This window comes from Pseudoduganella sp. R-31, assembly GCF_049913235.1.
Lineage (GTDB): Bacteria > Pseudomonadota > Gammaproteobacteria > Burkholderiales > Burkholderiaceae_D > Rugamonas.
The window spans coordinates 4747132-4763969 of sequence record NZ_CP183986.1; the positions used below are offsets into that span (position 1 = coordinate 4747132).

Sequence of the window (16838 nt, forward strand, 5' to 3'; positions counted from 1 at the left end):
TGTTACTGCTCTTGGCGTCCCCACGGGGATTCGAACCCCGGTACTCACCGTGAAAGGGTGATGTCCTAGGCCTCTAGACGATGGGGACCCTGGACTGCCTTTACTACCGTTTTACTGCTTTTCCTTCGCTAAACTGGTGGAGGTAAGCGGGATCGAACCGCTGACCTCTTGCATGCCATGCAAGCGCTCTCCCAGCTGAGCTATACCCCCGTTTTCGAAGGAGACAGAAGTATAGCAGCCCTTCTTTAAATTGCAAATGCTAATTTGCAAGATTGTCGAAATTATTTACGCAAACTTGCTCAGGCGGGCCGCCACGGTGTCGCGTCCAAACAATTGCAGCACTGCATCGATAGCAGGCGTCTGCAATTGGCCGGCCACCATCAGGCGCAGCGGCATGGCCAGCTGAGGCATTTTCAGGCCGTGTGCAGCCAGCACTTCCTTGATCATGGCGGCGATGGCTTCCTTGGTCCACTCGACAGTGGCGATGCGGGCAGCGAAGTCGGCCACGGCAGGCTTGACGGCATCGGTGTAATGCTGGGTCATCAGGGCCGCATCAGGGTTTGGCGCGCGGTAGAACAGCATTGCAGCGTCGGCCAGTTCGACGATGGTGTTGGCGCGGTCCTTCAGCAGGCCGATCACGGTGGCCAGTTCAGGCGCGCCCTCGAAGACGGCGCCGGCAGCCAGCAGCGGCTTCTTGGCGAGCTCGGCCAGGCGGGCGTTGTCGGCTTGCTTGATCCAGTAGTTGTTGACCCAGGCCAGCTTGTCGAAGTCGAACTGCGCCGACGACGCGGTCAGGCTCTCCAGGTTGAACCATTCGGTGAACTGCTCCATCGAGAACAGCTCATCGTTGCCATGCGACCAGCCCAGGCGCGCCAGGTAGTTCAGCATGGCTTCCGGCAGGTAGCCCTTGTCGGCATAGTCGATCACGCTGACGGCGCCGTGGCGCTTGGACAGCTTGGACCCATCCGAGCCCAGGATCATCGGCAGGTGGCCGTACTCCGGCAGCTTGGCGCCGATGGCGCGCAGGATGTTGATCTGGCGCGGGGTGTTGTTCACGTGGTCGTCGCCGCGCAGCACGTGGGTGATCTGCATATCCCAGTCGTCCACCGCAACGCAGAAGTTGTAGGTTGGTGTGCCGTCCGGGCGGGCGATAACCAGGTCGTCCAGCTCCTTGTTGGAAATGGTGATCGGGCCCTTGACCACGTCAGTCCAGCTCACATCGCCATCCAGCGGATTCTTGAAACGCACCACAGGCTTGCGGTCAGCCGGCACCGGCGGCAGGGTCTTGCCCTCTTCCGGACGCCAGGTACCGTCGTAGCGCGGCTTTTCGCCGGCGGCAGTCGCCTTGTCGCGCATGGCCTGCACTTCTTCCGGCGACGAATAGCAATGATAGGCGGTACCGGCAGCCAGCATCTGCGCCACCACTTCGCGGTAACGGTCCATCCGCTTCATCTGGTAGAACGGGCCTTCGTCATGCTGCAGGCCGAGCCACTCCATGCCATCCAGGATCGCCTGCACCGCTTCCGGGGTCGAACGCTCCAGGTCGGTATCTTCGATACGCAGCACGAAAGTACCGCCGAAGTGGCGTGCGAAAGCCCAGGAATACAGCGCAGTGCGCGCGCCGCCAAGGTGCAGGAAACCGGTCGGGCTAGGTGCGAAACGGGTACGGACTTGAGTCATTTCGAGTGGAAAGCGAAAAATATAAAGGCGTAATTCTACCTGTAATGAAAGTCGGGGTCAGGTCTGGCAATCGGACAAAATGTCCGATTGCCAGACCTGACCCCGACTTTCAACAGTTACTTGACTGTGACGGTGATGCTCTTGGACAGGCCGGGGCCGTAGCTTTGATGGGCGCCGTTGGCGAATTGCATCGTCAGTTTGTAGGTGCCCGGCGGCAGCGTGACTTCGGTTTCGGTCTGGCCTTTGCCAAAGTGCAGGTGGGTTTCGTCGAAGGGGATCGATTCGCCAACCTTCATGCTGTCGCCATTGATCAGCAGGTGGTGGTGGCCGGTGTTGCTGTCCATGGTGCCGGCTGGCTTCACTTCCATGCCGGTGACCGCAAATTTGACCTTGAATGGGCTGCTGACAACCGCGCCGTTCTTGGGCTCGGTGAAATCCACCGATTGCGCTGCCACTGTGCCTGCAACCAGGGTCATTGCGAGGGCCGCCAGGATCTTCTGCATATCTGTCTCCTTATCTGAGAGGGGGTCCAACGTACTTGACGATCAAGCCTTTCGGCCCGACTGCCCATCCGGCGCCGGAAGCTGAAAAGCCAACGGCGTTCAGTTTCGTTTCCTTTTCGATAATTGTCCAGCTTTTGCCTCCGTCGCGGGTATAGCCCGAGCCGGCCAGGCCAACGGCCACGAAAGTGCTGCTTGTCCCGGGCACAGGCACCACTGCCGACATGAAGCCGGCAGGCAGGATTTGCGCTGGCGACCAGCCTGCCCCGCCATCGAGACTGATGGCACCATTCAGCGTTTCCAGCGATGGCTCCTTGTAGTCGCCTCCTGCAACGATGCCGCGCCCGTTGCCGGCAAACCCGACCGAGAAGGCGCCCTTGCTAGTCGCAGCAGCCGGAATCTGCAGCGTCGCGGCCTGCCAGCTTTGTCCTCGGTCGACCGAGCGGAACACCCGTGATTGGGCTCCCCCACCGGTGACAAACCACGCATCGGCCCTCCCGCCCACGCTCAGGCAGGTTCCACTGGCGGCGAACGCGCCCTCCTGCGGAAGCGCTGCCAGGCCGCCAGGGTCGCTCACTGGTTGCCAGCTTTCGCCGCCGTCGCTGGTCACGAGGATCTGGAAGACGCCGCGCACTGGATCGCCAAACACGATGCCGTTACGGGCATCCCAGAACGCCATGGCATCCCAGAAGCCTTCAGCATCCTTGTTCACGATCAGCAGTTGCCAGCTGGCGCCTCCGTCGCGTGTGCGATACATGCGTGAGGCCGCACCGGGGCCGGCGCCCAGCACGATGGCCGTGTTGGCGTCAAATGCTTCGATATCGCGGAAGTCGAAAGCTTCCGCGCCGGGCACCGCAAGTAGCGTCCAATGCTCGCCATCCACTGTACGAAGCACGGTACCCTTGGCGCCACTGGCCCACGCCACCTTATCGCTCAGGACGGACAGGCCGCGCAGCTCAGTGGTGGCTGCGTGCTGCTGCGGCACCCATGCTGCCGCACGAACTGGCGCAGGCGACTCGGCAACCGGTGGCAATGCCGAGCAACCGGCCAGTGCGGCAAGTACCGCGCAAGGGATGGCGCGCAGCATCAGTCGTGCTTGATGACGATGCTAGGGAACTTGCTGCTCATATCCTTGGCCTTTTCGGCCACCTTCACCGCTACCTTGCGTGCGATCGCCTTGTAGATTGCCGCTTCGGCGCCATCCGGCTCGGCAACCACAGTCGGTTTGCCCGAATCGGCCTGCTCGCGGATCGCCAGCTTCAAAGGCAGCGCGCCCAGGAAGTCCACGCCAAAGTCGACACACATCTTCTCGCCGCCACCATGGCCGAAGATTTCTTCCACATGGCCGCAGTTCGAGCAGATATGGGTGCTCATGTTCTCCACCACGCCCAGGATCGGGATGCCGACCTTCTCGAACATCTTCAGGCCCTTGCGCGCGTCCAGCAGCGCGATGTCCTGCGGCGTGGTGACGATCACGGCACCGGTCACCGGCACCTTCTGGGACAGGGTCAACTGGATGTCGCCAGTACCAGGCGGCATATCGACAATCAGGTAGTCCAGGTCGCGCCAGTTGGTCTGTTCCAGCAACTGCTGCAGGGCCTGGGTGACCATCGGACCGCGCCATACCATCGGCTCGTCAGGGTCAATCAGGAAACCGATCGAGGAAACCTGGATGCCATGGCCTTCCATCGGGTCCATGGTCTTGCCGTCGGAAGTGGTCGGACGGCCGGAAACGCCCAGCATCATCGGCTGCGACGGGCCGTAAATATCGGCATCCAGCACGCCGACGGACGCGCCTTCGGCAGCCAGCGCCAGCGCCAGGTTGACAGCGGTGGTCGATTTGCCGACGCCACCCTTGCCCGAAGCAACGGCGATGATATTCTTCACGTTCGGCATCAGCTTCAGGCCGCGCTGCACGCTGTGGGAAATGATCTTGCTGGCGATGTTCAGGTTCACTTTCGCGCCCAGCGGCTGCAAGGCAGCCAGCACATTGGCGCGGATCGATTCGATTTGCGACTTGGCCGGGTAGCCCAGTTCGATATCCAGATTGATTTCGCCGCCCTCGACCTTCAGGTTGCGGACCGATTTGGAGGAAACAAAGTCCTTGTTTGTATTAGGGTCAATTACTTTGGACAGTGCTGATTTGACGTCATCTACGGTGATACTCATGCAATTCTCCATTGGTGATGGCGCAGTCTAGCGCATCCGCTGGTAAAATGCTCTTTTTATCCACCTTACAAGCGCATCAATTATGACTCGCAAGCTGTTCGTCACCACTGCCCTGCCATACGCAAACGCTGCCTTCCACATCGGCCACATGATGGAGTACATCCAGGCCGACATCTGGGTCCGTTTCCAGCGAATGCAGGCCGAGGGCGACGGTTTGCGCGAAGTGCACTTCGTGGGCGCCGATGACACCCACGGCACCCCGATCATGATCGCCGCTGAAAAAGAAGGCATCACCCCGCAGGAATTCGTGGCCAAGATCGCCGCCGGCCGCCCGCAGTACCTGGACGGCTTCCATATCGCTTTCGATAACTGGTACTCCACCGATTCGCCGGAAAACGTGGAACTGTCCCAGGGCATCTACCGCAAGCTGCGCGACGCTGGCCTGATCCAGACCAAGACCGTTGACCGCTTTTTCGACCCGGTCAAGGGCATGTTCCTGGCCGACCGCAACATCAAGGGCGAGTGCCCGAAGTGCCACGCCAAGGACCAGTACGGCGACAACTGCGAAGTGTGCGGCGCTGCTTACCAGCCGACCGACCTGATCAACCCGTACTCGGTGTTTACCAACGCCACCCCGATCCTGAAGCCTTCGGAACAGTACTTCTTCAAGCTGTCCGACCCGCGCTGCTTCGAGTTCCTGCGCGACTGGCTGAACACCCCGGGCCGTTTGCAGCCTGAGATGGTGAACAAGGTCTCCGAATGGCTGGGCGAAGCCGGCGAAAAGCTGGCGGACTGGGATATCTCGCGCGATGCGCCCTACTTCGGCATCCCGATTCCTGACGCGCCGAACAAATACTTCTACGTCTGGCTGGATGCGCCGGTCGGCTACCTGGCTTCACTGAAGAACTACTGCGGCAAGAAAGGCATCGACTACGACGCGCTGCTGGCCGATCCGGGCACGGAACAGATCCACTTCATCGGCAAGGACATCGTGTCCTTCCACCTGCTGTTCTGGCCTGCGATGCTGCAATTCGCCAAGCACCCGACCATTGACCGCATGAAGGTTGCCGTGCACGGCCACCTGACCGTGAACAACGAAAAGATGTCCAAGTCGCGCGGCACCGGCATTTCGCCGCTGCGCTACCTGAACCTGGGCATGAATCCGGAATGGCTGCGCTACTACCTGGCCTACAAGCTGAACTCCCGCGTCGAAGACCTGGACTTCACCGGCGACGACTTCGTGGCGCGCGTGAACTCTGACCTGATCGGCAAGTTCGTCAACATCGCCTCCCGCTGCGCTGGCTTTATTGCCAAGAAGTTCGAAGGCAAGCTGGCTTCCGAACTGTCCGCATCCTCGCAGGAATGGATCAAGAAGGCTTTGGTTGCCGAAGACGGCGCCGAGCGCCAGGCCTCCATCGCCGCCAACTTTGAAGCACGCGAATTCGGCAAGGCCCTGCGTGAAATCATGGAAATCGCCGACGTGGCCAACCGTTTCGTCGACGAGAACAAGCCGTGGGTGCTGGCCAAGGACGACACCAAGCTGGCCGAACTGCACGACGTCTGCACCACCGCCCTGATCCTGTTCCGCCAGCTGACCATCCTGCTGTCGCCAGTGCTGCCGGGCGTTGCTAGCAACGTGCGCACCTTCCTGAACGATGCCGCTTACACCTGGGCCGATACCTCGGTGGCATCGGGCGCCGCATGGCAGCCGCTGCTGGGCCGCACCATCGGCGCCTACAGCCACCTGATGACCCGCGTGGACGCCAAGATGATCGAGGACCTGTTCGACGCGCCTGCACCGGCCGCGGCCGCTCCCGCAGCCGCCGCAGCCAAGCCTGAGAAAGCCGCCAAGTCCAAGGCTCCTGCTGCCCCTGCCGTCACCGAAACCGGCATCGAAGTCATCGCCCCTGAAATTTCGGTCGACGATTTCTTCAAGGTCGACCTGCGTATCGCCAAGATCGTCAACTGCGAACACGTGGAAGGTTCCGACAAGCTGCTGCGCCTGACGCTGGACGCGGGCGAAGGCCGCCACCGCAACGTCTTCTCCGGCATCAAGTCGATGTACCAGCCGGAAGACCTGGTCGGCAAGCTGACCGTCCTGGTTGCCAACCTGGCGCCACGCAAGATGAAGTTCGGCGTCTCGGAAGGCATGGTGATGGCAGCATCGGCGGTTGATGAAAAGTCCAATCCAGGCATCTACATCCTCAACCCATGGCCGGGCGCCACGCCGGGCATGCGCATCAGCTAAGCATGGACATAATCGTCCGCGAAGCAACTGCTGAAGATGCACCCCTGATCGCCGAGCTCACGCGCAAAGCGTGGGCCGGCAAGGTCAATGTCACCTCCAGCGGACACCGTGAAACCGCCGTCTACGTCGCCGACCACCTGCGCGACGGCGGCGGTTTTATTTTGCTCGACGGCGACACGCCGATCGGCTCCGTGCGCTGGCTGCCGCTCGATGCGGAGCCTGATGTGTGGGAAATCCTGCGCATGGGCGTGGTAGCCGACTACCGCGGCACCAACCTGTCGCAGCACCTGCTGGAAGCCGTGATCCATCACGCCCTGGCCGCCGGCATCGAAGAACTGCGCCTCGCCGTGCGCAGCGACCAGCCCAAGCTGATCGACTTCTACACTGCCTACGAATTCACCCTGGCCGAGGAACTCGAATACTCCCACGCCAACCCGCTGGAACCGGCCCCACTGGTCATGCGCCGCCTGCTACGCCACTGACAGCGCTATACTCTAATCATGGTTGGAGAAAGGCGAACGGGCGATCTAAGCACCTCTGCGTCCGCATTACTTTGCCTGGCAACTTTCCATCACCTCGTGAGGTAGGCTGCAATGTTGAATTATTTGGTGTTTGCAATCGGAGCCATTGGCGTTACGGTCGGAGTTTCCGTTTCAATCTGGTCGTTCCTGTACACGCGCCGCCAGTGCCCTCCCGCCCGCAGAGCCGGACGTGAGTAACAGGCCGGCCGGGTCAGAACTTGGCGTTCAGGGACAGCTTGTAGCTGTGCGGGGCGCCGGGCATGATGTTGTTGTCACCGTGCGCTGAAGCGTAGTACTTCTTGTCGAGCAGGTTCTCGACGTTCAGTTGCAGGCGGTAGTCGCTGCCGAAGCTGTAGAACAGCGCGCCATCCACACGCGTGTACGATGGCAGGATCACGGTATTGGCCGTCGAGGTGTAAATGCTGTCGCGATACACCACACCCAGCTTGGTGGCGGTCGAAGTCGACTGCTGGGCATAGCCCTGCTCCGCCGCCGCATGCACATCCACTTGCGGCAGTACTTGGGAGTCATCGGCAAAAGCGGAGCAGGCGGGGAATGCGGCGGCAACGGCCAGGGAGATCTGGGTGGGGCTGAAACGGGTCATGGCTTTCAACGCAAATGAGAATGAATCTCACTCTAGTTTTAAGCCGCCACTTTCCCGCTTAAGCTGGTTGACCTCCTCCCCCTCTCACTAACGTTCGCCGGCCATACGGCCGGGAAGGGGGGGATTCCTACGTCGCCTGAACGCAAAAGCACTCAGGTCGATTCGGCGGGTTCCTGCTTCATCGGGCGGCCTGACTGCTCCGCTCTCCACAGGCTAACAAGCGGAGTCCCCGCTCTAAAATATTGATCGCGCCAACCATATCGGCGTGATTTTCATAAGCACATGCGACACATTTAAATTTCGCTTGCGTTCGCCGGTTCTCTGGCGACACATGTCCGCAGCTCGGGCAAGTCTGGCTTGTATGCCGCGGCGGCACGACCTGCAATATGCCGCCCCGCCAGGCCAGCTTGTATTCCAGCTGTCGCCTGAATTCCCCCCATCCCTGGTCCAGGATGCGACGATTCAGGGCGCTTTTCTGAGCAACCATTCGTCCAGGCTGCTGCAATGTCCCTTTGGCCGAACGCACCATATTGCCAATCTGCAGATCCTCGATGCAGACGATCGCGTGGGTTTTGCTGATCGTCGTGGAGGCCTTGTGCAAGACGTCTTTACGAAGGTTGGCAATGCGGGCGTGGAGCTTCTGCACACCGGCTTTCGCCTTTTGCCAGTTGCTGCTGAATTTCACCTTGCGGCTCATGCGACGCTGGAGCAGAGACAGGCGTTTTAGATGCTTCCTGTAGCTATTGGCTGCCTCGACGAATTTCCCGTCGCTCGTGGCAGCGAGATGAACAATGCCGACGTCCACGCCGATGGCTGTTTTACCGGCAGGAAGACACTCTTCGACCTCACGCCGGGTCTGGATAGCGACAAACCATTTACCGGCTGCGCAGCAGACCGTGACATTGCGCACTTCCCCCAGGACTTGACGGCTGTTCCTGTAGCGCAGCCAGCCCAGCTTGGGCAGGAAGATGCGGCTATTGCCCTGATCGAGTTTGATCTGTTTCGGATCCGGGTAGCGGAATGCATCACCGCAGCCTTTGCGCTTGAAGCGGGGGCAGCCCGTGCGCTTGGCAAAGAAGTTTCGAAAGGCTGCGTCGAGATGTTTCAACGCATGCTGCAACGGGTGACATGGCGCATCCCGCAGCCATGGCGTTTCCTGGTCATGACGCCATGCCGTCAAATTTCTCGCCATGGCCACGTAACCGATATAGCCGTTGCCGGCCGCGTAATTCTCCTGTTGCAGTGCCAACGCCTTGTTGAAGACGTAGCGGCATGCGCCGGCGAAGCGGCGCAAGAGAGATAGTTGGCCACCGCTTGGCTTCAGCTCGAATTTGTAGGCTTGAAGACGCTCCATGGATTCAGTATATTTTGGTCTATGGCCATTTCAAGCGACCTCAGGCACGGTAGGCATTGCGTCTTCATGATGCATGTCCATTTGGTCTTTGTGACAAAATATCGCCGCGATGTCTTTACCAAGGATATCCTGGAAGACCTGCGGCCGATCTTCGCCAACGTCTGCGCAGACTTCGAGTCCGAGCTGGTGGAATTTGACGGCGAACACGATCATGTGCACCTGCTGGTGAACTACCCACCCAAAGTCGCCGTCTCGCATTTGGTCAACAGCCTGAAAGGCGTCTCGAGCAGGATGATCCGCAAAAAGCATTATCCAAGTATCCGCCAGAAGCTATGGGGCGGCACCTTGTGGTCACCATCCTATTTTGCTGGCAGTTGCGGTGGTGCGCCGATAGCGGTGATTCGCCAGTACGTCGAACAGCAAAAGACACCACACTAAGTGTGCAGGACGGCTTCGCCGTCCGCGCTCTTGACCCCGGCCTGAACGGCGGGCTTTGCCGCGCCCTGGATCAAGGAATTTCAGCTACGACGCCAGCCGTACCAGATGCCGGCCGCGACCGGTGCCCCGAGGGTGACGGCGGAGATGGCGTCCAGCCATCCATCCCCTACCAGCGCGGAAACCAGGCCGATGGTGGTCGAGACACCGAGCGCGATCGGGGCGCCCCAGAGTTTCCAGTTCATTTGCCGGCTCCTTCCAGCGCGACTGCCGGTACCTCCGCCATATCGGCGGGGGCCGCGTTGGCGCCCGCAACAACGCCGCGCTTGAGCCACAGGTAGAGGCCGCTGCCCAGCACGATGATCGTGGCGATGTCGAGCAAGGCCCACAGCAATTTCATGGCCTGGCCGCCGTAATCACCGAAGTGCAGCGGCTGCGAAATCAGTAGCGCGGTCAGGTACCACGGCAAGTCGCGGTTATCGGTGACCTGCGCCGTTTGCGCATCGACCAGCACCGGCTTGTACAGGCGCGACGTCAGCGCCTGGTCGCCGCGCATGAAGATGCAGTAGTGATGCGCGCTGGTAAATGGCGTCCCCGGGAAGGCGATAAAGCCGATCTTCATGCCCGGTTCGGCCGCCAGGGCGCGCTGCATGGAATCCTGCATCGACGCCAGCGTGGACGGCGGTGGCAGGTTCTTGTAGGGCGCCACCATTTCCGCCATTTCCGTGACCTGCCAGTACTTGAGCAGCAAGTCGGCCCAGGTATTGATCATGCCGGTCGCGCCCACCACCAGCGCCCAAACCAGCGTCACGATGCCCAGCAGGTTATGCATGTCCAGCCATTTCAGGCGCGGAGCACGGTCGCGCCGCACCGTGCCGAAATCGAGCTTGCGCATGAACGGCGCGTACAAGACCACGCCGGAAATGATTGCAACGACCAGCAGCAAGCCCATGAAACCGAGGAAGAGCTTGCCCCACAGGCCCGCATACAGGTCCACGTGCAGATGGAACATCACGCCCAGGAAGGTGTCCTCGAAATTGTGTTGCGCCAGGACTTTGGCCGTGCGCGCATCGACCGCGACCGGCTTGAAGTTCTCGTCGGTCGGATGGTCGCCCAAGGTCAGGTTCCAGATGTTCGGTTCATCGGCCTCTTGCGACATGTACATCATGATCTTGCCGGGGTACAGGGCCTTGCCTGCCGCGATGATGTCGTCGATGTTGGCTTTCGGGGTGTTTGCCGGCATTTCCGGCGCTTCCGTCTCGTAGCCCATCACATGGCCGATCTCGTGGTGATAAATCAGCGGCAGCCCGGTCAGGCAAAGCAGCAGCATGAAGACGGTGCAGACCAGGCTGCTCCATTTGTGGATCCACGCCCAGCGGCGGGTAATTTTCGGGCTCATCGGGGCAATTGTTAAACTATGCAAATGCGAACGATTCGCATTTCGTCTAAGATATTACATTCAGCAACTAATTTTGGCTAGTCTTCCATGTACAAACTCACTCCCCTCGCCTTCGCAGCCGCCATCCTGGCAAGCAGTCCAGCAACCGCCGAGGACATGCAGACCGTGGTCGTCAGCGCCTCCGCCGACGCCTCGGCCGAAGGCCTGCCCAAGGCGTATGCCGGCGGCCAGGTCGCTCGCGGCGGCCGCCTCGGCCTGCTGGGCAACATGGACATGATGGACACGCCGTTCAATACCACCAACTACACCCAGGCCCTGATCCAGGACCAGCAGGCACGGTCGGTGGCCGACGTGCTGCAGAACGATCCGTCCGTGCGGGTGGCGCGCGGCTTCGGCAATTACCAGGAGCTGTACGTGATCCGCGGCTTCGCCGTCAATTCTGACGACCTGGCATATAACGGCCTGTACGGCATGCTGCCGCGCCAGTTTGTCGCCTCCGAGTTGTTGGAGCGCGTGGAAGTCTTCCGTGGCGCGAACACTTTCATCAACGGCGCCCAACCGGGCGGCGGCGGCATCGGCGGCACCATCAACCTGCTGCCCAAGCGCGCCGGCAACCGCGACTTGACATCACTGACGATTGGCGCCGAGTCGGGAGGCCAGGGCTATGCAGCACTGGACCTGGGGCGCCGCTTCGGGCCCGAGCAGCGCACCGGCCTGCGCATCAATGCCGTACGCCGCGATGGCGGCACTGCGATCGACCGCGAGGGCCGCGAGCTGAGCGTGCTGTCAGCGGGCCTGGACTATCGTGGCAATGGCTATCGCCTGTCGGCAGACATCGGCCACCAATCGCACGAATTGACCGGGGCACGTCCAAGTGTGACCGTGGCGCCCGGCATTGCCCTGCCGGTCGCTCCCGATGCCTCGTCCAATTTTGCGCAAAACTGGACCACTTCGGAAGAGCGCGACACCTTCGGCACCCTGCGCGGCGAAATCGACCTGGCCAAAGACGCCGTGGCCTGGGCCGCCTTGGGTGTCCGCAGCGGCAAGGAATTCAATATCCTCGCTTCGCCGACAGTCAGCGCCAGCGACGGCAGCGCCACCATGTACCGTTTCGACAATGCCCGCAAAGACAGCGTGCGCACGGGCGAGGCCGGCCTGCGCGGCAAGCTGCAAACCGGCGCCATCAGCCACAGCCTGAGCGCGACTTTATCCGGCTATTGGCAGGAGTCGAAGAACGCTTACGCAATGAGCAACTTCTTCCCCGGGTTTGCGACCAATATTTACCGCCCGGTGGACGTGGCAGCGCCAGCCGCCAATTTCTTCACTGGCGGCAAAATGGATGAGCCGCTGGTCACCAGCAAGAGCATCCTGTCCAGCTACGCCCTTGCCGACACCATGTCGCTTGACCAGGGCCGATGGCTGCTGACCGCAGGTATCCGCCACCAGTCGATGAAGGTGTTTGGCTACGACTACAACACAGGCGCCGAAAATGCGGCCTACGACGCAAGCGCCGTCTCGCCGATGGCCGGCATTGTTTTCAAACCGGCCAAAGGGATGTCGCTCTACGCCAACTACATCGAAGGCTTGCAGCAGGGCCCGGTCGCCTCAGGCACCGACATCGATAATGTCGGCGAAACTTTCGCACCCTACACGTCGCGGCAGAAGGAACTGGGCGTGAAATTCGATACCGGTTCGCTGGGATTCAGCGCCGCGGTATTTTCCACCGGCATGCCGTCGGCTTATGTCGAAAACCGCCATTTCGGCGTTTTCGGTGAACAGCGCAATCGCGGCCTGGAATTATCGGTATTCGGCAATCCGATGCGCGGCGTGCGCCTGCTGGGCGGCCTGACCCTGCTGGATGCCGAACAGCGCCGCACCGCCGGCGCCGTTAACCAGGGCAAGGACGTCATTGGGGTACCGAAAACCCAGCTGAATATCGGCGGCGAATGGGATTTGAATGCAGTGCCTGGCCTGACATTCAATGCACGGGCGGTTTATACGTCCAAGCAATTTGCCGATGGCGCCAACCAGCAGCAATTACCGTCGTGGAACCGCATTGACCTGGGCCTGAATTACACAACCCGTATTGCCGACCGAGACGTGACCTTCCGTGTCCGCCTTGATAATGCCTTCGACCATCATTACTGGGCATCGGCGGGCGGTTATCCCGGCGCCGGCTACCTGGTTGCCGGCGCGCCGCGCACAGCAACCGTTTCGGCCAGCATCGATTTCTGATATACGCCAATTATTGGCTTGATTGCGCCAATAACTGGCCGCCCCCGACTTCCAGCGCTGCTATGGGCTTGGGCGGCTTGGGCGGCGGCTTCTGGCAGGCGGAAACGAGGAGTGCCGCGACCAGCGCGGCAGGAGCGAGGATACGCATGGCAACCTCCGGCGGAAAATTTGAAATTATCAGATTCAACGCCGGGCTGGCGCACGGCCGGAGGAAACAATAATCCCGCCGATAATCAGGATAAATGCGATGGCGTGATAAATTTTCGGCGCTTCCCCGAGAATCAAGGACGACAGCAATGCAGTAAATAATGGCGTCAGGTTGACAAAGAATGCCGCGACTGCCGGTCCAGCCTGTTGAACGCCGGCGCCCCAGCACCGAAAAGCGATAATCGCCGGCCCGATTGCGACATACAGCAGCGCGGCGAATAAAGGCCAGCTCCAGTGAATAACAGCCGCGGAAATGACAGCCTCGCCGGCGGCAAATAATCCAGACCAAGCCGCGCCAAATGCCACTTGCGCCAGCAGGAAACTCGCCCAATGCCCGCGAATATCAGCAGGTCCCGTAGTGCGGGTTAGCAGCCAGCTATATAAGGACCATGCAATCGTTGCCAGGATCATGAATATATCGCCGGCCACCAGGCGCAACTCCATTAAATGGGTCCATTCGCCGCGCGCCAATACCAATAACACCCCGGCAATGGACAACACAGCACCGGCGACCGGGCGCCGCGAGACGCCAGCACCGAAAAACAGCCAGCCGGTCAGCATCATCCAGACCGGCATGCCTGACGCCACCAGTGTCACATTGATTGGCGTGGAACTTTGCAGGGCGAGGTATTGAAGCGCGTTGTAGAGCCCGATGCCGAGCAAGCCCAGCCACGTGAAGCGCCGCCAGTTGGCCCAGAGGCCACTGCCGCGGCGGAAAATCGGCCCGGCGAATGGCAGCAGCAAGATAAACGCAATTGCCCAGCGCAGGAAGTTGAGCAGGATCGGCGGCACGTCGTGTGCCACCAGGCGCCCGACGATCGCATTCCCTGCCCAAAGCAGTGGCGGTATGGTCAGGAGTATCGCTGTGCGGGGTTTCATTGTGCCCGCAAGGATACGCTATTTCTGAACTAACCGCGCTTGGCCTTCTGTTTTGCCCCGCCACCCGCGCCCTCGTCGCTACCGGCCTTGGTGCGGGACTGCTCGTTCTTCGTGTTGCGCTTGGCGGTGTTCCTGTTGCCCGTCTGGTCGGACTCGACGTTCTGCACCGCTTGGCGGTTCTGTTTGCTGAGTTGTTTGCTCTGGGTCATGGCGGTCTCCTTTGCCGAATCGAGCCGTCACTGTCGCTTGCGCACAGTTGCAAGTCTGTGCGCTGGCAAACCGGCGCGTGGTTCCGCGCCCACGCCCGGGGAAGATTCACTTGTCGGCGGACTGGGCAGCAGTGACAATGGGGGCGCAGCACGAGGCCTAAACAACAATATTAAGAAGGTATCCATGAAACGACTGCTCCCAGCCATCACCCTCATCCTTCCCTTCGCCGCTTCGGCGCAAACCCAGGTCACGATCTACGGCGTGGTCGACGCCTTCGCCGGCCGCACCGCGACTGCCAGCGCGCCGCAGGCCGTGAACGCGGTCAACAGCGGCGGCATGATCACCTCCTATTACGGCTTTTCCGGCACGGAAGCGCTGGGCGGCGGCCTGAAAGCCCAGTTCCAGATCGAAGGCTTCTTCCGCGGCGATACAGGCGAGGCAGGCCGCTTCCCCGGCGAGGCAATATTTGCACGTAATGCCAACGTCGGCCTGGCCGGCGATTTTGGCCTGGTGCGCCTGGGGCGCATTGCCAACCCCCTGTTTGTCGCCGCCGGCCAGATCAACCCGTTCGGGCCCTCGACCCGCTTTTCGCCGCTGATCAACCAGATTTATACCGCGGTCGGCGGCAACGCGACCCTGGGCGATACCGGCTGGAGCAACTCGATCCAATATGCTTCCAACCCGGTATATGACACTACGTTCGTCGCCCAGTACTCGCTTGGCGAACAGCCCGGTGCCCATAACAACAACTGGGCGGCAGTCGCCAAACATGCCGGCAAGGAACTGGCTGTGACGGTGGGTGCAGTGAACGTGCGCTTTGGACCAGGCCTGAGCGCTGCAGTGCCGGAACAACGGACCTACCTGGCCGCGGCTTCCTATGACTTCAAGGCAATCAAGCTGTTCGCTTCCTATTCCGACCACCAGGCCAAGGTCAGCGAACGCGACGCCCATTCGGTGCACGCCGGCTTCACCATCCCAACCCATGGCGGCGCGGGACGCTGGATGGTGGCCTGGTCACGCCTGACGGAGAAAGCCAAAGTCGTGCCGGAATTCCACCGCGACACCGGCGCCGCCGGCTACGATTACAACGTTTCGCCGCGCACCGACCTGTATGCGGTGCTGATGTACGACAAGATTAGCAACGCTAGCAAGGGAAATACCTACGTAGCTGGCATCCGGCATCGTTTCTGACGAGAAAAGACGGTAAAATGTCCGTTGCTGAACCCAGTTATTTTCACAATATGAAATTCCTCAAGCAGAATCACAAATACGAGTCCGACCATACCTTGTTCATCAAGGACCTGAAGGCCAAGAACCCGCAAATGGAAGCTGGCCAGCAAGCCGGCCGCGCCATCCTGTGGGACAAGCCAATGACTTCGCTGGACGAACAGGCCCGTAACAAGGCTTCGACCGTCAAGCAACAGGCTTACGTGTACCAGAACAAGGTATAAGAGCCGGGACGGCACACAGCATGTCGCCAAAAGACGCGGTGGACGAACAGGCCGAACAGGCAGAACTGGCCGTCGCCGCGGATTTGCCGCCTGATGCAGGCGGACCAGGCAGCGGCGCGGACGACGCGCCACCCGACGCGAGCGCCCCGGCGGAAGCCGAAGGCGCCGCATTTGCACGCCTGTACGGCGAGCCGGTGCTCAAACTGCCGAACGACCTCTACATCCCGCCCGATGCGCTGGAAGTCATCCTCGAAGCGTTTGAAGGCCCGCTGGACTTGCTGCTGTACCTGATCCGCAAGCAGAACTTCAACATCCTCGACATCCCGATGGCCCAGGTAACGCTGCAATACCTGAGCTACGTGGAGGAAATCCGCAAGTCGAACCTGGAGCTGGCCGCCGAATACCTGCTGATGGCGGCCATGCTGATCGAGATCAAGTCGCGCATGCTGCTACCGCAGCGCCAGCACGACCTCGACGTGGAGGCGGAAGACCCGCGTGCGGAACTGGTGCGCCGCCTGCTCGAATACGAACAGATCAAGCTGGCCGCCTACGACCTGAACACCCTGCCCCAGGTCGGCCGCGACTTCGTGCGCACCCAGATCTTCATCGAACAAAGCCTGGTGCCCACCTGGCCGGAAGTGGCCGTGGTCGACTTGCAGGACGCCTGGCGCACGCTGATGAAGCGCGCCACGCTGAAGCAGCACCACAAGATCACCCGCGAAGAGCTATCGGTGCGCGAGCACATGACCTCCATCCTGCGCAAGCTCCAATCGAGCCGCTTCATCGAATTTACCGAGTTGTTCAACCCGGAATCGCCGCCGCCGGTGGTGGTGGTGAACTTCGTGGCGATGCTGGAGCTGGCCAAGGAAACCCTGATTGAAATTACCCAGGCGGAGCCGTTCGCACCGATTTACGTGCGCCTTGCTTATTCGCCTGCCTGAAAAAA

At 60.8% G+C, this 16838-nt stretch carries 18 protein-coding genes and 2 tRNA genes; 7 read left to right on the plus strand and 13 right to left on the minus strand.

Annotation, left to right across the window (positions count from 1 at the left end):
- Positions 1-12: 12 nt before the first annotated feature.
- The 6 genes from ACN9MY_RS21380 to apbC all read right to left on the minus strand — a co-directional run bounded on the left by ACN9MY_RS21380 (position 13) and on the right by apbC (position 4349).
- A tRNA-Glu gene (locus ACN9MY_RS21380) sits at positions 13-88 on the minus strand.
- A gap of 46 nt (positions 89-134) precedes the next feature.
- Positions 135-210 (minus strand) — tRNA-Ala (locus tag ACN9MY_RS21385).
- Between the two features lie 75 nt (positions 211-285).
- On the minus strand, positions 286-1680 hold the full coding sequence (gltX, locus tag ACN9MY_RS21390; RefSeq protein WP_426336103.1) for a glutamate--tRNA ligase: 1395 nt from the start codon (positions 1678-1680) through the stop codon (positions 286-288).
- 116 nt (positions 1681-1796) lie between these two features.
- The gene (locus ACN9MY_RS21395) at positions 1797-2183 is read right to left on the minus strand and encodes a DUF4399 domain-containing protein (protein WP_426162529.1); all 387 of its coding nucleotides are present in this window, start codon (positions 2181-2183) and stop codon (positions 1797-1799) included.
- A gap of 10 nt (positions 2184-2193) precedes the next feature.
- The gene (locus tag ACN9MY_RS21400) at positions 2194-3267 is read right to left on the minus strand and encodes a WD40/YVTN/BNR-like repeat-containing protein (RefSeq protein WP_426336104.1); all 1074 of its coding nucleotides are present in this window, start codon (positions 3265-3267) and stop codon (positions 2194-2196) included.
- Positions 3267-4349, minus strand: coding sequence for an iron-sulfur cluster carrier protein ApbC (apbC, locus tag ACN9MY_RS21405; protein WP_426336105.1), 1083 nt, complete (start codon positions 4347-4349; stop codon positions 3267-3269). Before apbC ends, ACN9MY_RS21400 begins: the two co-directional genes overlap by 1 nt.
- A gap of 82 nt (positions 4350-4431) precedes the next feature.
- Here apbC and metG point away from each other — a divergent pair, with 82 nt between their 5' ends.
- Complete coding sequence (metG, locus tag ACN9MY_RS21410; RefSeq protein ID WP_426336106.1) at positions 4432-6597, plus strand: methionine--tRNA ligase; 2166 nt, start codon at positions 4432-4434, stop codon at positions 6595-6597.
- 2 nt (positions 6598-6599) lie between these two features.
- Positions 6600-7079, plus strand: coding sequence for a GNAT family N-acetyltransferase (locus ACN9MY_RS21415; RefSeq protein WP_426162534.1), 480 nt, complete (start codon positions 6600-6602; stop codon positions 7077-7079).
- Positions 7080-7329: 250 nt separating this feature from the next.
- Here ACN9MY_RS21415 and ACN9MY_RS21420 read toward each other — a convergent pair whose 3' ends face one another.
- The gene (locus ACN9MY_RS21420) at positions 7330-7722 is read right to left on the minus strand and encodes a TonB-dependent receptor domain-containing protein (RefSeq protein WP_426336107.1); all 393 of its coding nucleotides are present in this window, start codon (positions 7720-7722) and stop codon (positions 7330-7332) included.
- A 178-nt stretch (positions 7723-7900) separates the two neighbouring features.
- Positions 7901-9076, minus strand: coding sequence for an RNA-guided endonuclease InsQ/TnpB family protein (locus ACN9MY_RS21425; RefSeq protein ID WP_426318556.1), 1176 nt, complete (start codon positions 9074-9076; stop codon positions 7901-7903).
- Between the two features lie 21 nt (positions 9077-9097).
- On the opposite strand from ACN9MY_RS21425, the gene tnpA reads away from it, so the two are divergent.
- Positions 9098-9514 carry an IS200/IS605 family transposase gene (tnpA, locus tag ACN9MY_RS21430; RefSeq protein WP_426336108.1) on the plus strand — a complete coding sequence of 139 codons (417 nt, stop codon included), beginning with the start codon at positions 9098-9100 and terminating at the stop codon, positions 9512-9514.
- A gap of 80 nt (positions 9515-9594) precedes the next feature.
- On the opposite strand, the gene ACN9MY_RS21435 is transcribed toward tnpA, so the two are convergent.
- Complete coding sequence (locus ACN9MY_RS21435; RefSeq protein WP_426162538.1) at positions 9595-9756, minus strand: hypothetical protein; 162 nt, start codon at positions 9754-9756, stop codon at positions 9595-9597.
- Positions 9753-10910: a PepSY-associated TM helix domain-containing protein gene (locus tag ACN9MY_RS21440; RefSeq protein WP_426336109.1), complete on the minus strand. Its 1158-nt coding sequence runs from the start codon at positions 10908-10910 to the stop codon at positions 9753-9755. Before ACN9MY_RS21440 ends, ACN9MY_RS21435 begins: the two co-directional genes overlap by 4 nt.
- 87 nt (positions 10911-10997) lie before the next feature.
- Here ACN9MY_RS21440 and ACN9MY_RS21445 point away from each other — a divergent pair, with 87 nt between their 5' ends.
- The gene (locus ACN9MY_RS21445) at positions 10998-13145 is read left to right on the plus strand and encodes a TonB-dependent receptor (RefSeq protein ID WP_426336110.1); all 2148 of its coding nucleotides are present in this window, start codon (positions 10998-11000) and stop codon (positions 13143-13145) included.
- 10 nt (positions 13146-13155) lie between these two features.
- Here the strand turns inward: ACN9MY_RS21445 and ACN9MY_RS21450 are convergent, their stop codons facing one another.
- From ACN9MY_RS21450 to ACN9MY_RS21460, 3 genes are read right to left on the minus strand one after another with little or no spacing between them, the layout of a single operon-like run.
- Positions 13156-13293 (minus strand): hypothetical protein, encoded by a 138-nt coding sequence (locus tag ACN9MY_RS21450; RefSeq protein ID WP_426162541.1) that lies wholly within the window; start codon positions 13291-13293, stop codon positions 13156-13158.
- A gap of 35 nt (positions 13294-13328) precedes the next feature.
- The gene (locus ACN9MY_RS21455) at positions 13329-14231 is read right to left on the minus strand and encodes a DMT family transporter (RefSeq protein WP_426318559.1); all 903 of its coding nucleotides are present in this window, start codon (positions 14229-14231) and stop codon (positions 13329-13331) included.
- Between the two features lie 29 nt (positions 14232-14260).
- Entirely contained in the window at positions 14261-14440 is a 180-nt protein-coding gene (locus tag ACN9MY_RS21460) for a hypothetical protein (protein ID WP_426162543.1), read from the minus strand.
- A 184-nt stretch (positions 14441-14624) separates the two neighbouring features.
- Here ACN9MY_RS21460 and ACN9MY_RS21465 point away from each other — a divergent pair, with 184 nt between their 5' ends.
- From ACN9MY_RS21465 to ACN9MY_RS21475, 3 genes are read left to right on the plus strand one after another with little or no spacing between them, the layout of a single operon-like run.
- A complete protein-coding gene (locus ACN9MY_RS21465; protein WP_426162544.1) occupies positions 14625-15632 on the plus strand; it encodes a porin in 1008 nt (335 codons plus the stop codon).
- Between the two features lie 50 nt (positions 15633-15682).
- Positions 15683-15892 carry a DUF3460 family protein gene (locus ACN9MY_RS21470; RefSeq protein WP_426162545.1) on the plus strand — a complete coding sequence of 70 codons (210 nt, stop codon included), beginning with the start codon at positions 15683-15685 and terminating at the stop codon, positions 15890-15892.
- A 20-nt stretch (positions 15893-15912) separates the two neighbouring features.
- Complete coding sequence (locus ACN9MY_RS21475; protein ID WP_426162546.1) at positions 15913-16833, plus strand: segregation and condensation protein A; 921 nt, start codon at positions 15913-15915, stop codon at positions 16831-16833.
- The last annotated feature ends 5 nt before the right edge of the window (positions 16834-16838 follow it).

Bases quoted from the DNA above. Each gene is read 5' to 3' on its own strand.
- gltX (WP_426336103.1), bottom strand. From the start codon at position 1,680: ATGACTCAAGTCCGTACCCGTTTCGCACCTAGCCCGACCGGTTTCCTG.
- ACN9MY_RS21395 (WP_426162529.1), bottom strand. From the start codon at position 2,183: ATGCAGAAGATCCTGGCGGCCCTCGCAATGACCCTGGTTGCAGGCACA.
- ACN9MY_RS21400 (WP_426336104.1), bottom strand. From the start codon at position 3,267: ATGCTGCGCGCCATCCCTTGCGCGGTACTTGCCGCACTGGCCGGTTGC.
- apbC (WP_426336105.1), bottom strand. From the start codon at position 4,349: ATGAGTATCACCGTAGATGACGTCAAATCAGCACTGTCCAAAGTAATT.
- metG (WP_426336106.1), top strand. From the start codon at position 4,432: ATGACTCGCAAGCTGTTCGTCACCACTGCCCTGCCATACGCAAACGCT.
- ACN9MY_RS21415 (WP_426162534.1), top strand. From the start codon at position 6,600: ATGGACATAATCGTCCGCGAAGCAACTGCTGAAGATGCACCCCTGATC.
- ACN9MY_RS21420 (WP_426336107.1), bottom strand. From the start codon at position 7,722: ATGACCCGTTTCAGCCCCACCCAGATCTCCCTGGCCGTTGCCGCCGCA.
- ACN9MY_RS21425 (WP_426318556.1), bottom strand. From the start codon at position 9,076: ATGGAGCGTCTTCAAGCCTACAAATTCGAGCTGAAGCCAAGCGGTGGC.
- tnpA (WP_426336108.1), top strand. From the start codon at position 9,098: ATGGCCATTTCAAGCGACCTCAGGCACGGTAGGCATTGCGTCTTCATG.
- ACN9MY_RS21435 (WP_426162538.1), bottom strand. From the start codon at position 9,756: ATGAACTGGAAACTCTGGGGCGCCCCGATCGCGCTCGGTGTCTCGACC.
- ACN9MY_RS21440 (WP_426336109.1), bottom strand. From the start codon at position 10,910: ATGAGCCCGAAAATTACCCGCCGCTGGGCGTGGATCCACAAATGGAGC.
- ACN9MY_RS21445 (WP_426336110.1), top strand. From the start codon at position 10,998: ATGTACAAACTCACTCCCCTCGCCTTCGCAGCCGCCATCCTGGCAAGC.
- ACN9MY_RS21450 (WP_426162541.1), bottom strand. From the start codon at position 13,293: ATGCGTATCCTCGCTCCTGCCGCGCTGGTCGCGGCACTCCTCGTTTCC.
- ACN9MY_RS21455 (WP_426318559.1), bottom strand. From the start codon at position 14,231: ATGAAACCCCGCACAGCGATACTCCTGACCATACCGCCACTGCTTTGG.
- ACN9MY_RS21460 (WP_426162543.1), bottom strand. From the start codon at position 14,440: ATGACCCAGAGCAAACAACTCAGCAAACAGAACCGCCAAGCGGTGCAG.
- ACN9MY_RS21465 (WP_426162544.1), top strand. From the start codon at position 14,625: ATGAAACGACTGCTCCCAGCCATCACCCTCATCCTTCCCTTCGCCGCT.
- ACN9MY_RS21470 (WP_426162545.1), top strand. From the start codon at position 15,683: ATGAAATTCCTCAAGCAGAATCACAAATACGAGTCCGACCATACCTTG.
- ACN9MY_RS21475 (WP_426162546.1), top strand. From the start codon at position 15,913: ATGTCGCCAAAAGACGCGGTGGACGAACAGGCCGAACAGGCAGAACTG.